The 12091-nt window shown below is 71.6% G+C and carries 12 protein-coding genes; all 12 read right to left on the bottom strand.

The window, feature by feature from the left end; translation table 11 throughout:
• Window positions 1–13: 13 nt before the first annotated feature.
• Window positions 14–220: a helix-turn-helix domain-containing protein gene (locus tag M2165_RS00540; RefSeq protein ID WP_280812712.1), complete on the bottom strand. Its 207-nt coding sequence runs from the start codon at window positions 218–220 to the stop codon at window positions 14–16.
• 339 nt (window positions 221–559) lie between these two features.
• Window positions 560–1591, bottom strand: coding sequence for a tripartite tricarboxylate transporter substrate binding protein (locus tag M2165_RS00545; protein ID WP_280812713.1), 1032 nt, complete (start codon window positions 1589–1591; stop codon window positions 560–562).
• Between the two features lie 4 nt (window positions 1592–1595).
• Window positions 1596–2846 carry an SDR family oxidoreductase gene (locus M2165_RS00550; RefSeq protein ID WP_280812714.1) on the bottom strand — a complete coding sequence of 417 codons (1251 nt, stop codon included), beginning with the start codon at window positions 2844–2846 and terminating at the stop codon, window positions 1596–1598.
• On the bottom strand, window positions 2843–3400 hold the full coding sequence (locus M2165_RS00555; protein ID WP_280812715.1) for a nuclear transport factor 2 family protein: 558 nt from the start codon (window positions 3398–3400) through the stop codon (window positions 2843–2845). Before M2165_RS00555 ends, M2165_RS00550 begins: the two co-directional genes overlap by 4 nt.
• Window positions 3397–3774 carry a VOC family protein gene (locus M2165_RS00560; RefSeq protein WP_280812716.1) on the bottom strand — a complete coding sequence of 126 codons (378 nt, stop codon included), beginning with the start codon at window positions 3772–3774 and terminating at the stop codon, window positions 3397–3399. The genes M2165_RS00555 and M2165_RS00560 overlap by 4 nt, the downstream gene beginning before the upstream one ends.
• Window positions 3771–4538 (bottom strand): glucose 1-dehydrogenase, encoded by a 768-nt coding sequence (locus tag M2165_RS00565; protein ID WP_280812717.1) that lies wholly within the window; start codon window positions 4536–4538, stop codon window positions 3771–3773. The genes M2165_RS00560 and M2165_RS00565 overlap by 4 nt, the downstream gene beginning before the upstream one ends.
• Entirely contained in the window at window positions 4535–6676 is a 2142-nt protein-coding gene (locus tag M2165_RS00570; protein WP_280812718.1) for an acetate--CoA ligase family protein, read from the bottom strand. The genes M2165_RS00565 and M2165_RS00570 overlap by 4 nt, the downstream gene beginning before the upstream one ends.
• Window positions 6677–6882: 206 nt before the next feature.
• A complete protein-coding gene (locus tag M2165_RS00575) occupies window positions 6883–7644 on the bottom strand; it encodes an enoyl-CoA hydratase/isomerase family protein (protein ID WP_280812719.1) in 762 nt (253 codons plus the stop codon).
• Window positions 7641–8765, bottom strand: coding sequence for an acyl-CoA dehydrogenase family protein (locus M2165_RS00580; RefSeq protein WP_280812720.1), 1125 nt, complete (start codon window positions 8763–8765; stop codon window positions 7641–7643). The genes M2165_RS00575 and M2165_RS00580 overlap by 4 nt, the downstream gene beginning before the upstream one ends.
• Window positions 8766–9929 carry an acyl-CoA dehydrogenase family protein gene (locus M2165_RS00585; protein WP_280812721.1) on the bottom strand — a complete coding sequence of 388 codons (1164 nt, stop codon included), beginning with the start codon at window positions 9927–9929 and terminating at the stop codon, window positions 8766–8768.
• 38 nt (window positions 9930–9967) lie between these two features.
• Window positions 9968–10915, bottom strand: coding sequence for a flavin reductase (locus M2165_RS00590; protein WP_280812722.1), 948 nt, complete (start codon window positions 10913–10915; stop codon window positions 9968–9970).
• A 24-nt stretch (window positions 10916–10939) separates the two neighbouring features.
• The gene (locus M2165_RS00595; RefSeq protein WP_280812723.1) at window positions 10940–12031 is read right to left on the bottom strand and encodes an LLM class flavin-dependent oxidoreductase; all 1092 of its coding nucleotides are present in this window, start codon (window positions 12029–12031) and stop codon (window positions 10940–10942) included.
• Window positions 12032–12091 lie beyond the last annotated feature (60 nt).

A 12091-nucleotide genomic window follows, 5' to 3' on the forward strand; every position in this document is an offset into this window, starting at 1 on the left:
ATGGTGATGGCCTTTAGGCTCTTTCTTTGTTAGTGTCGGTGCCTTCGTCCGCGCCCCCGGCGCGCACCCAGTCGTCAACCTCAGACAACTTGAATTTCCACAGGCGCCCGACGCGGTGCGCCGGTAGCCCCCGGTGTTCCCGCCAGCGATACACGGTGTCCTTGGCCACTCCCAGGTGTTGGGCGACCTGGTCGACGGAAACCCACGGTTCTGTACTCATGGCGTCTACGCTTGCCAAATAGAAGCGTCTCAAATTGATTAAACCGGACGAGAGTCTATCAGCGGAGGATGCTCCAACCTGAGCTTCGGCCAGAGCCTGCGAACCAACTGCATCGCGATAAATCCGGAGCGGACCTACCGAGCGCTGCCCTTCTGATGACCGGTTTGAAGGCCGCGGTCGTTCAGCCTACGGCCGCGAATGACTCTGACCAGTCTGAAGCAGACCTTCGGCCGTACTCCAGCACTCAACGAGGGAGGGCGCTCCCCCGGCCACGGCGGCTTCAGCCCTTCACAACTGAGCTTCCCCGCTGCCCCAGCCGCGCGAACCTGCCCACGACCCTCAATCAATCTTCAACTTCGCCACCTTCGCCAGCCTCTGCCAGGTCTCGATGTCCTCCCGCACCGTCGCCGCAAACTGCTCGGTGTTCTTGATCGGCGGCCGCGCCATGTTCTGAGCCGCGAACTTCTGGATCACGTCGTCGGAGGCGAGGATGCGGTTGATCTCGTGGTTGAGGCGCTGCACGATCTCGCGCGGGGTGCCGGCGGGGACGAACACGCCGTACCAGCCGTCGACGTCGAAGCGGTAGCCCTGCTCGGTCAGGGTCGGCACCTCTGGCAGCGCGGGGCCGCGGGCGGAGCCGGTGCAGCCGAGGGCGACGAGGCGGCCGGCGCGGATGTGCGGCACGGGCGAGGCGATGTCGGCGAAGGCGACGCCGATGTTGTTGGCGAGCACGTCGGTCACGACCTGCGCGGCGCCCTTGTAGGGCACGTGCGGCATGGCCAGGCCGTAGTGGGCCTTGATGCCCTCCATGGCGAGATGGCCGGTCGAGCCGCTGCCCCAGGAGCCGTAGGCGAGCTTGTCGGGGTTGGCCTTGGCGTGGCGCACCATGTCGGCGAGCGACTTGAAGCCGGTGGACGGATGCGCGATCAGCAGGATGCCGGCGGCGCCGACCTGCGCCACGGGCACCAGGTCCTTGTGCGTGTCGTAGGGCATCTTCGGCTGGATGATCGGGTTGATCGAGATGGCCGAGGAGGGCGCGAGCAGCATGGTGTAGCCGTCGCCGGCCGACTTGGCCACCGCGTCGTTGCCGATGAGGCCGTTGGCGCCGGCCTTGTTGTCGACCACCACCGGCTGCCCGAGCGCGGCCTGCAGCGACACGCCGAGCAGGCGCGCGAAGATGTCCGAACCCGCACCGGCCGGCCCGGGCACGACGAAGCGGATCGGCCGGTTCGGCCATGCGCCCGAGGAGGAAGAAGATGAAGCCTGGCCCTGTGCCCGCGCGGGCAGGGCGATGAAGGAGGCGGCGGCGCCGGCCAGCAGGGTGCGGCGGCGCAGGGTGGTGGCGGCGGTCGTGGTGGTGTCGTGGTTCATGGGGTCAGTCTCCTTGTGGTTCGAATCGACCTGCGCCGGGCCGCAGCACCTGCCCGGTGAGGAACTGTGCGCGCGCGCCGGCGATGTAGTCGACGAGCGGCATGCAGTCGGCCGCCGTCACGCCCGCGGCGGGCTGGAGCGCGTTGATGCGCAGGCCCAGGGCACCCCATTCGGCGGCGAGCGTGGCGACGAGCATCCGCGCCGCGGCTGCGTCGCCGGCCAGCGTCCAGTCGGTGTCGGGCACGGACGCGGGCAGCAGCAGCGTGAGGCTCGCGGGCGCATCGTGTGCCGCGCGAAAGCGGCGCGCGGAACGCAGCACGGTGTCGAGCACCTGGCCCGGTGCGGCATCGAGCGCGGCGCCGTCGAGCACCGCGGTGTAGCGCAACCGCGCATCGCCCGAAGACGTGGCACCGGACCCTGCAGCGCGCCAGCCCGACGACGCGCCGAGGTCCACGCCATGCCATCGCGTCGCCGCGTCGAACGGCAGCGGCGCCGCCACGGCCGGAGGCAGCGCACCGCTGCCGCCATAAACAGAGGAACCGCCATCGAGCACCAGCAACTGGCCCGCGAGCGCACGCGCGCCGGGGCTCGCAAGAAAGCACAGCGCCTCGGCCATGTCCTCGGGCTCGGCCATGCGCCCGAGCGGAATCTTCGCGATCGCCTGCGCGGGATCGAGCCGGCCGCTGTCGATCAGGCGCTGCACGAGCTCGGTCCGGACGAAGCCCGGCGACAGCGCGCTCACGCACCAGTCGGGGCGCGCACGCGCGAGCGCGCGGGTCTGCGCGATCAGCCCGGCCTTGCTCGGGCTGTAGAGACCGCGCCACGGGATCGCGCGCAGGCCCGCGCCCGAAGCGAGGTTCACGATGCGCGCACCGGGCCGCAGGCGCGACGCGCAGGCCTGCACCAGCCGCGCCGGTGCCTCGAGGTTGAGCGCGAGCAGCCGCGCGGCCGTGCCATCGTCCACGCCCGAGAGCGCATCGGCACCGCCGGTCGAGAGTCCCGCGTTGTTGATCAGCGCATCGAGCGGCGGCAGCGCCTGCGCGAGCCGTGCGATCTGCGCGCCGTCCGTCAGGTCGCAGACGAGGCCCAGCGCTTCGGCGCAGTCCGCGGGCCAGCCGGCCTGCAGCCGCGCCAGGGCCGCCGCATCGGCATCGACGAGCACGCAGCGCCAACCGTCGCGCGCGAGGCGCAGCGCGGCGGCGCGGCCGATGCCCGACGCCGCGCCGGTGATGAGCACGGCGGGCGCTTCGCTCATGCCGGGCTCCCGGCGGCGCCCTGCGCGCGCACGGCTTGCAGCAGCGCGTACACCGCGTCGTGCGGCGCCGCGCGCCCCACGGGCTGGCGCTTGCCGAACAGCGCCGCATCGTGCTGCGCGAGTTCGGGCCGCTCGCGCTCCTCGATCCAGTCGTAGACCACGGTGCGCGCCGCAATGCGCCATTCGCCGCCGCGGCGCTCGAAGCGGTCCACGTAGCGGCCGCACAGGAAGGTCTCCAGCGTGGGCGTGGCGGCGGGCGCCTGCAGCGCGAAGAAGGCGCTCTCCACCGCGGCGACATCGCCATGCAGCTCGATCGCGATGTTCGTCACCTGGTGCACGCGCCGCCCGCCCTGGCGCAGCCGTGCGAGGGCCTGGTCGATGAAGCCGCTCGCGCTGCCGTGCCAGGCGCCGTGGCAGTCGGTCGCGTCGTCCCAGTAGGCGGAGCGCAGCGCGGTTTCTTCCGCGCGGTCGATGCCGCGGCAGTAGCGAAACAGGCATTCGCGGATCGCCTCGCGGTCGAGCAGCGATTGCAGCGCGGCGGCCGCATCGGTCATGGCGTCCCCGCGCGCCGGAACAGCTGCACGATGTTGCCCTCGGGGTCGCGCAGCGACATCACTGCACCATGCGCGCCCATGTCGCGCGTGCCGAGCACCTCGCCGCCCGCGGCCTCGATGCGCTCGCGCGCGCCGTCGAAGTCCTTCACCTCGAACACCATCACCAGCCCCGCGGTGGCGGGCGCCGCCTCTTCGCGGCAGGCCAGCGCCACGTTGGTGTTGCCCACGCCGTACTGGAACCAGCGTTCCTTGTCCTGGAACTTGAGCGCCAGGCCCAGCGCGCTTTCGTAGAAGGCATGCAGCACGGCCGGCCGCTCGGCCACCACGAACACGTTCTGCAGCCGCTGGGGCGCGAAGTCCGCCGCCGCGCTCACAGCGAGGTCTCCGAGGCGCCGCCGTCGAGCCGGATCACCTCCGCATTGACGAAGCGCGCGCCATCGCCCGCGAGGAAGCAGATCGCATCGGCGATGTCCGCCACGGTGCCGAGCCGGCCCAGCGGTGTGCGCGCGATGCGCCTGGCGTCGAGCTCCGCATTGCGGTGCTTGGCCGTGCCCTCGGTGGGCACCGCGCCGGGTGCGACCGCATTCACGCGGATGTGCCGCGCGCCCAGGTCCGCCGCCGCGGCGCGCGTGATGCCGAGCACGCCGGCCTTGAGCCCGCTGTAGACCACCGAGCGCGCGGGCGACTTGAAGGCCGCGATCGAGGCCACGTTGACGATCGCGCCGCCGCGTTCCGGATCCATCGCCTCGGCCGCGGCCTGGATGCCCCAGATCACCGACTTGAAGCCGATCTCGACCATGCGGTCCATCACCTCGGGCGTGATCTCGGCCAGCGGCTGGTAGCGCACCCAGGCCGCGTTGTTGACGAGGATGTCGAGCCGGCCGGCCTCGCGCGCGAGCTGCTGCACCGCTTCGCGCATGCCTTCGCGGCTGGCCACGTCGCGCGCCAGCGGAATCGCCCGGCCACCGAATGCGCGGATCTCGGCAGCAGCATCCTCGACGAACTCTGGCTTCAGGTCGTTCACGCCGACGGTGGCACCGAGGCGCGCCATCGCGAGCGCGGTCGCGCGGCCGATGCCGTGGCCCGCGCCGCTGATGAAGGCCACGCGGCCTTCGAGGGAGGAAGAGGATGCATTCATGGCGTGTCCTTCGTGGTCGTCGCGGGCACCAGCAGCGCATCGAGCGCGAAGGCCCCCTGGCCCTGGTCGAGCACGACCAGCGGGTTGATGTCGATCTCGGCAACGGTGTCGGCATGCTGCGCCGCGAAGCGCGAAAGCGCCGCCACCGCGCGTGCCGCGGCGGCCACATCGGCCGGCGGGCGGCCGCGCGCGCCGTCGAGCAGCGCAAAGGCCTTGAGCGAGCGCAGCATGCGCATCGCTTCCGCCTCGCTCACCGGCGCGGGCTGCAGCGCCACGTCGCGCAGCACCTCGGCAAAGATGCCGCCCAGGCCCACCATCACCACCGGGCCGAAGACCGGATCGCGCGTGGTGCCGAGGATCAGTTCGGTGCCGCTCCTCGCCATCTGCGCGACGAGCACGCCCGCGATGCGCGCCGCGGGCGCCTTCTGCGCGACGCGCGCGCGCATGGCGTCGTACTCCGCGCCGAGTTGTTCCTCCGACGCGATGCCGACCACCACGCCGCCGACCTCGGTCTTGTGCGCGATGTCGGGCGAGACGATCTTGAGCACCACCGGAAAGCCGATGTCGCGCGCGGCGGCGAGCGCGCCTTCGCGGCTGGTCGCGGTGGCTTCCCTGAGCACCGGCAGGCCGGCCTTCGCGAGCACGGCCTTGGCGCCGGCCTCGCCGGCGAAGGCATCGGCCGGCAGCGGTTCGGCCGGCAGCGGTTCGGCCGGCGGCAGCGCCGCGACCACCTCGGCCGGCACGCGGTCGGCGGTGCCGAGCCGCACCAGCGCCGCGAGCGTGGCGCAGGCGACATCGATGGTCTCGACGGTCGCGAGGCCCATGCGATGCAGCTGCGCGGCCGTGTCGCGCGGCGCCTTGCAGCACAGCAGGATCGGCTTGGCGGGATGGTCGCGCCGCACCTGTTCGAGCGCCGCGAGGTACACGTCGCGCAGGCGCGGCATCTGGAAGGCGTAGGCCGACTGCAGCAGGATGGCGTCGCAGCCCGGGTCCTCGGCCACGGCCGAGAGCACCTGCACCAGCAATTCGGGTCGGCTCGAGACCTGCGCCGTCATGTCGACCGGGTTGGCCGGCGATGCGTAGGGCAGCGCCGAGAGAATGCGCGCCTGGGTGGCGGCCGAGAGCCTGGGCAGCTCGAGGCCCTGCGCGCTCGCGGCGTCGGCCATCAGCACGCCGAAGCCGCCGGAAGCCGTGACGAGCGCGACGCGCCCGCCGCGCGGCAGCCCCGCGGCGCCGGCCACCGCAACCGCGTGGCCGACCTCGATCAACTGCTCGATGCTCGGCACGCGCAGCGCGCCGGCCTTGCGCAGCACCGCGTCGAACACCGCGTCGGAGCCCGCCAGCGCGCCGGTGTGCGAGGCGGCCGCCGCGCTGCCCGCGTCGGACACGCCGACCTTGAGCACGATCACCGGCTTGCCGGCCTCGCGTGCCATCGCGAGCGCGCGCAGCAGCTTGCCCGCATGGCGGCAGGTCTCCATGCAGCAGAGGATCACGCGCGTGCCGGGGTCCCCGGCCAGCGCGGCGATGCCGTCGGCAATGTCGACGTCGCACTCGTTGCCCGTGGTCAGCAGCCGGCTGATGCCGATGCCGCGCTCCACCGCGAGCCGCATGGTGTAGCTGCCGAGGTTGCCGCTCTGCGAGACGATGCCCACCGGGCCTTCGTTGGGGAATGCCGCTTCGAGCGCGACCGAGAAGGTGGCGATGCTGCGCTCCGGCACGCCGATGGCGCCCAGGCAGTTGGGCCCGACCACGCGCATGCCGGAGCTGCGGGCGACCTCGCCGATCTCGGCCTGCAGCCGCGCGCCGGCCTCGCCCATCTCGGAGAAGCCCGAAGAAAGGATCACCGCCGCGCGCACGCCGCGCGCCGCACAGTCGCGCACGGCCTCGAGCACGGCCTCGGGCGGCACCGCCATCAGCGCGAGGTCGGGCACCTGCGACAGCTCGGCCAGGCTGGCATGGGCGGGCAGCGACTGCACCGTGCCGCCCTTGCGGTTGATCGGAAGGATCGCGCCGCGGTAGCCGTACTTCTGCAGGAACTGCAGCGGCCGGCCGCCGATCTTGGTGACGTCGTCGGAGGCGCCGAAGATCGCGATCGAGCGCGGCGCGAACACGGCGTCGAGGCCGCGGCCGACTTCCATTGGCGGCTGCATATCAGCTTTCCGTGGCGCTGCACGCCACCAGCAGCCGATGAAGTGGGCGGCGGATTTTCTCCCTCCCCCATTGGGGGAGGGCCGGGGTGGGGGCGAGCGGCGCTTCACCCGCGTGCGCCGTGCCTGCCCCCATCCCAGCCTTCCCCCAGAGGGGGAAGGAGCCCGGCGTGCCGAACGTGGTGCACAGTTTCATTTCAGCGCCCCTTGTAGACGGGTTTGCGCTTCTCCAGGAAGGCGCGGCGCGCCTCCTGCGCGTCCTCGGTCTTCGCGAGCGCCATGGTGAAGTTCTGCTCGAAGCGGTAGCCGTCGCGCTGCGGCATCAGGTCCATCATGTTGGCGGCCTGCTTGGCATAGGCGATCGCGAGCGGCGCCTTCGAGGCGATCTCCTGCGCGATCTCCATCGCGAGCGGCATCAGCCGATCGGCCGGCACCACCTCGTCGAGCACGCCGCGGCGGTACAGCTCGGCGGCGGGCACGCGCATGCCGGTGAAGAACATGCGGCGCGTGAACGAGCGGCCCACCATGGTGCGCAGCATCGAGACGCCGCCCGCGAGGCCGACGTTGATCTCGGGCATCGCGAAGCTCGCGTCCTCGCTCGCAAGGAAGATGTCGCAGGCCGCCATCAGGCCGAAGCCCGCGCCCAGCGCCGGGCCGTTGACCGCGGCGATCACTGGCTTGGCGCATTCGCGGATCGCGTTGCCGGTCTCGCGCGTGAGGCGGTTGTGGCCGAGGAAGTCGCCGGCCTTCTCCGGGTCGGGCCGGTCCTTGAGGTCGGCGCCCGAGCAGAAGTACTTGCCGGTGCCCGTGAGGATCGCCACGCGCACGTCGGTGCGTTCGGAGATCTCGTCGAAGGCCTCGATGATGCGGCGCCGCGTGTCGCGGTCGACCGCGTTGACGGGCGGCTTGTCGAGCCGCACGACGGCGATGTGTTCAGAGACTTCGAGGTGGACGCTCATCGTGCGCTCCCGGTGCGTGGGTTGGAAACAGAAGGCGAAGGCGTCGCATGCGCGCGCGCCGGATGCAGGTGCGCCGCATGCGAAAGGCGGTCGCCGTAGCGGAACTCCGAGGCGATCAGGCGCTGCGCGAGGCGCGTGGCGAGCACTTCCTCGCTCACGCCCATGCCGCCATGCATCTGGATCGCGGCCTCGGCGCAGTGGCGCGCGGTCTCGGCGAGCGAGACCTTGGCCAGCCGCAGCGTGCGGCGCAGATCAGGGGCCTGCTGCGCCTGCTGGTCGAAGCAGTGCACCACGAGGCCCTTGGCGCCGAGGTACTTCACGTACATGTCGGCGGTGCGGTGGCGCAGCACCTGGAAGGTGGAGAGCGTCACGCCGAACTGGCGGCGCTCCTTGAGGTGCGCGACCGTCTGCTGCACCAGCGCCGCGAGCGCGGCCACGGTGTCGGCGGCGGTGAGCAGCAGCGCGGCATCGGTGGCAGCCGCGAGCGCAGTGCGCGCCGGCTCGCCGCGCGCGATGCAGGCCGCCTCGGGCACGGCGAGGCCGTCGAGCGCGAAGTCGGCGCCGCGGGGGCCTTCCATCGTGCGGTACGTGGCCGCGGGCGCGCCGATGCGTTCCGCATCGACGAGGAAGATCGCCGCCTCGCCGTCGAGCGTCGCGGGCACGAGCCAGTGCGTGGCGGGGAGCGAGGCGTCGACGCCCTGCACCCGGCCGCTCAGTTCGAAGCCGATGTCGAGGTGCGTGGCATCGACGGCGATCTCGTCCGGCGTGGCCGCGAGCGCGCAGAGTGGCGCGAGTTGGGCGCTGCCCTCGGCCACCGCCTCGAGCCAGCGGTTCGCGGTCTCGGGCGCGGCGGCCTGCAGCAGCAGCGGAACGACCGCGCAGGTCTCGACCACCGGCAGGTGCAGCCCGTGCGTGGCAAGGCCTTCGACGATCGAGGCCAGGTCGGCCAGCGTGCCGCCCACGCCGCCCGCGGCCTCGGGCACCAGCGTGGCGGTCCAGCCGAGCTCGCGCACCGGGTCGCCCGGCAGTTCGGCCGCGCCCGCATGGTCCTGCGCGTAGCGCCCGGCCGCGTCGAGCAGCATGCCCGGGAAGAGGGGAGGGAAGGAGGTGGTGGTGGACATTCAGGCTCCGAGCAGTTCGTTGGCGACCACGTTGCGCTGCACCTCCGAGGTGCCGCCGGCGATGGTGCGGGCGCGCGTGAACATGTAGTTCTGGATCCAGGTGGCGGCCGGCACGTCCTCGGCGTCATCGAGCGCGAGGAAGCGGTGCGCGGCTTCGGGGCCGACCGCGTCGAGCGCGATCGTGGTCAGGCGCTGCGCCACGTCGGCGCAGGTCATCTTGATGGCCGAGGGCTGGACGCCGAGCGGGCGCTGGTGGATCAGGTCGTCGGTGGCCTGCGCCATCATCACGCGCGCGCCCTTCACGTCGGCCTCGCACAGCAGCAGCTTGTGCTGCAGGCTGCTGAAGTCGCGCCGGCCCGCGGCGGCCTGCGCGGCTTCCTCCACCAGGCGCGTGACCTGGCGCCGCACCAGTTCGAGCCGCGCGACGTTGGCCGGCGGCAGGCGCTCGCGTTCGAGCAGGAACTTGGCGCAGGTCCAGCCCTTGCCGACCTCGCCGATCAGGTTGTCGGCGCTCACGCGCACCTCGTCGAAGAACACTTCGTTGAGGTGGTGCCAGCCGTCGATGGTGCGGATCGGGCGCACGGTGATGCCGGGCGCGTCCATGGGCACCAGCAGCAGCGAGATGCCTTCCTGCTTCTTCGCCTCCTTGGAGGTGCGCACCAGCATGTAGATCATGTTGGCTTCGTGGGCATGCGAGGTCCAGATCTTCTGGCCGTTGACCACCCAGTCGTCGCCCTCGCGGCGCGCGCTGGTGGTCAGCGAGGCGAGGTCGGACCCCGAGCCCGGCTCCGAATAGCCCTGGCACCACCAGTCGGAACCGTCGAGGATGCGCGGCAGGAAGCGCGCCTTCTGCGCCGGCGTGCCGAAGCGGACGATCACCGGGCCGATGTGGCCGAGCCCGTGGTGGTAGAGCGGCGGGCAGTCGTTCTCGGCCATCACTTCCTCGAAGATCAGCCGCTGGCGGATGTCCCAGCCGGTGCCGCCGGCTTCCACCGGCCAGCTCGGCGCGCCCCAGCCCCTGGCGTGGAGGATCTTCTGCCAGGCCTGGTACTCGCGCTTGGTGATCTTCTGGCCCGCGGCCACCACGGCGCGGATCTCCGGCGGGCACGAGGCGCGCGCGAAGGCTTCGAGTTCACGCCGGAACGCGGCGTAGTCGATGGACATGGATTCGTCTCCTGGGTTTTCGTTGTGCGGGCCGTGGCTCAGCCCTTGCGCAGCTGCGCGATCAGTTCGTCGAGCGCGGCGGCGGCGCCTTCGGCGTCGCGTGCGCGCAGGCGGCGCGCGATGTTCCGGCGCAGTGGATAGAGGTCGGGCCGCGCGCGCACCGGCAGCACATGCGTCATGCGCTCGCGCAGCACGCTGGTCATGGTCTGCGCCATCAGCGTGAGCGCCTCGTTGTGGCCCGCAGCCGCGATGGCCGAGAAGAAGCGGCTGGCGGAATCGATGCGGTCGCGGCGCGGTGCGTCGTCGGCATGGGCCTCGATCGCGTCGACCGCGGCCTCGACCGCGTCGAGCTCGGCCTCGTCCGCGCGCGCGCAGGCGAGCTTGAGCAGCGTGCCGTAGAGCGTGCGGTAGGCCTCGTCGATGTCGGCGTCGCCGAGCCGGCCCTGCAGCACCAGCTGGCGCAGCGATTCGGCCAGCATCATGTAGGCGCCCTTGTAGAACACCAGCGCCTGGTCGGCCGCGCCCGCGCCCATGTGGCGCACCTCGCCGATGCAGACCACATGGTCGCCGGCCTCGTGGCGTGCGAACACGCTGCATTCGAAGCTCGCGAGGCAGTCGTCGATCAGCGGCATGCCGAGTCGCCCCGGGCGCCAGGCCACGCCCTCGAACTTGCGCTCGACCTTGCTGGAGGCGAAGCGCGCCGAGAGCGCGTCCTGCTGCGCCGAGAGGATGTTGATCGCGAAGCCCTCGGCCTGCTCGAAGGTGGCGAGCAGCCGGCTCGCCTTGCGCAGGCTGAACAGCACCAGCGGCGGCTCGAGCGAGACCGAGCTGAACGAGTTGCAGGTCAGGCCCGCGGGCTCGCCTTCGGGCGTGCGTGTGGTGATCACGGCCACGCCGGTCGGAAAGCAGCCGAGCAGCTGGCGGAACAGCGCGGGCTCGACGGCGGGTGAGGCCGCGCGGGCCTCGCGTTCGGCGACTTCGGACATGGCGTCTCCTGGCTGCCGCGCGGCTCAGGCCGCCGCGAGTTCGGGCGCGGGCGCCGCGACGTGCGGCGGGTCGTTGGCGATCTCCTGCCGCACCGCGGGGATGATCACCTTGGCCCAGGTCTCGAGCTGGCGCAGCATGGTCGGATGGTCGAAGTCGCCCATCTGCGTCTGGAAGCAGTAGTGCACCGGCTTGAGCGTGCGGATCTCGGCGACCACGCGCTCGATCACGGTGTCGATGGAGCCCACCGGCAGCAGCGCGCGCATCTCGTCGAGCGTGGGTTCGCCCTCGACGATGCCTTCCTCGACCTGGTAGTCGTCGGCGATCTGCGCGGTGCGGCGCTTCAGGCTCACGGCGATGCGGCGCTGGTAGCGCGCGCAGTCGAGGTAGCGCTCGACCTCGTCCTTGTTGTCGCTGGCATAGGCGGCGCGCAGCAGGCCCACCTGCACGCCCGCCGGGTCCTTGCCCTCGGCGCGCGCCACCTTGTCGATCAGGGCGCGCGTGCCCGCGAGCTTCTCCAGGCCGCCGTCGCCGCCCGAGACGAACACATGGTGGTTGGACCGGATCGCACGCGAGAGGAAGGCCGGGTCCACGCTGGTGATCCACATCGGCGGCATCGGCTGCTGCACCGCGCGCTGGCTGATCGCGCTCATCGGCTGCTGGTAGAACTCGCCCTCGTAGCTGAACTTGGGCTGCGCCAGGCCCATCTCGAGCATGTCGAGCATCTCGAAGGTGCGGCCCTTGGCGGTGTCGAGCGAGACGCCGAAGCGCTCGAACTCGAAGTGCTGGTAGCCCGAGCCGATGCCCAGGTTCAACCGGCCGTTGGAGAGCTGGTCGACCATCGCCACGTCGGCGATCAGGCGCGCCGGGGTGTACAGCGGTGCGACGACAATGCCGGTACCCAGCCGGATCCGTCGCGTGACCGCGGCGCAGTGCGCGATCATGGTCAGCGGCGAGGAGCACATGCCGTAGTTGCTGAAATGGTGTTCGGCATACCAGGCCGCGCCGAAGCCCAGCTCGTCGGCCAGCCGCGTCTGCTCCACCGCGTCGCGAAGGATCTGGTGGGACGTCTTATGCTTGTTCCGTTGCTGCATCAATATGAAGATTCCGAAATCCATCGCTGGGCTCCTTGTGTTGGCGGGTTGCGTGCCTGGCATCGTAGGAGCGGGGTCCGCATG

It is taken from the genome of Variovorax sp. TBS-050B (assembly GCF_029893635.1).
Lineage (GTDB): Bacteria > Pseudomonadota > Gammaproteobacteria > Burkholderiales > Burkholderiaceae_C > Variovorax.

What these genes read in the sequence shown, in the direction of transcription:
- M2165_RS00590 (WP_280812722.1), bottom strand. Translation starts at nt 10,915, where the DNA reads ATGTCCGAAGTCGCCGAACGCGAGGCCCGCGCGGCCTCACCCGCCGTC.
- M2165_RS00565 (WP_280812717.1), bottom strand. Translation starts at nt 4,538, where the DNA reads ATGAATGCATCCTCTTCCTCCCTCGAAGGCCGCGTGGCCTTCATCAGC.
- M2165_RS00585 (WP_280812721.1), bottom strand. Translation starts at nt 9,929, where the DNA reads ATGTCCATCGACTACGCCGCGTTCCGGCGTGAACTCGAAGCCTTCGCG.
- M2165_RS00570 (WP_280812718.1), bottom strand. Translation starts at nt 6,676, where the DNA reads ATGGAAGTCGGCCGCGGCCTCGACGCCGTGTTCGCGCCGCGCTCGATC.
- M2165_RS00595 (WP_280812723.1), bottom strand. Translation starts at nt 12,031, where the DNA reads ATGGATTTCGGAATCTTCATATTGATGCAGCAACGGAACAAGCATAAG.
- M2165_RS00575 (WP_280812719.1), bottom strand. Translation starts at nt 7,644, where the DNA reads ATGAGCGTCCACCTCGAAGTCTCTGAACACATCGCCGTCGTGCGGCTC.
- M2165_RS00550 (WP_280812714.1), bottom strand. Translation starts at nt 2,846, where the DNA reads ATGAGCGAAGCGCCCGCCGTGCTCATCACCGGCGCGGCGTCGGGCATC.
- M2165_RS00580 (WP_280812720.1), bottom strand. Translation starts at nt 8,765, where the DNA reads ATGTCCACCACCACCTCCTTCCCTCCCCTCTTCCCGGGCATGCTGCTC.
- M2165_RS00555 (WP_280812715.1), bottom strand. Translation starts at nt 3,400, where the DNA reads ATGACCGATGCGGCCGCCGCGCTGCAATCGCTGCTCGACCGCGAGGCG.
- M2165_RS00540 (WP_280812712.1), bottom strand. Translation starts at nt 220, where the DNA reads ATGAGTACAGAACCGTGGGTTTCCGTCGACCAGGTCGCCCAACACCTG.
- M2165_RS00545 (WP_280812713.1), bottom strand. Translation starts at nt 1,591, where the DNA reads ATGAACCACGACACCACCACGACCGCCGCCACCACCCTGCGCCGCCGC.